Origin of the sequence: Schleiferilactobacillus perolens DSM 12744 (assembly GCF_001435585.1) — a bacterium.
Taxonomy (GTDB): Bacteria; Bacillota; Bacilli; order Lactobacillales; family Lactobacillaceae; genus Schleiferilactobacillus; species Schleiferilactobacillus perolens.
Window position 1 is genome coordinate 1 of sequence record NZ_AZEC01000091.1, and the last position, 238, is coordinate 238.

Here is a 238-nt window from a genome sequence, read left to right on the forward strand (position 1 = left end):
AGCAGATACGTCACGAATATTGCTTGAACAAATAGACATTTTGAAGGGCGAACTTGAACGAAAGAACGATCAATTAGATAAAATGCAGTCATTACTTGACCAGCAACAACAACTCAACTTGTCTACCAACCGTCAAAATGAAAAGCTACTCGATACCACTACGAACAACACCCCTTCACAGGACGATAGGCCTCTGCAAAACGACGATACAGACGTTTTAAAACCTACCGAGGGTAAT

The 238-nt window shown here is 41.2% G+C and carries 1 pseudogene; it reads left to right on the forward strand.

Annotation, left to right across the window (positions count from 1 at the left end):
• Window positions 1-238 (forward strand): annotated as a pseudogene (locus tag FD09_RS15750) (DUF536 domain-containing protein); the annotation flags it as partial.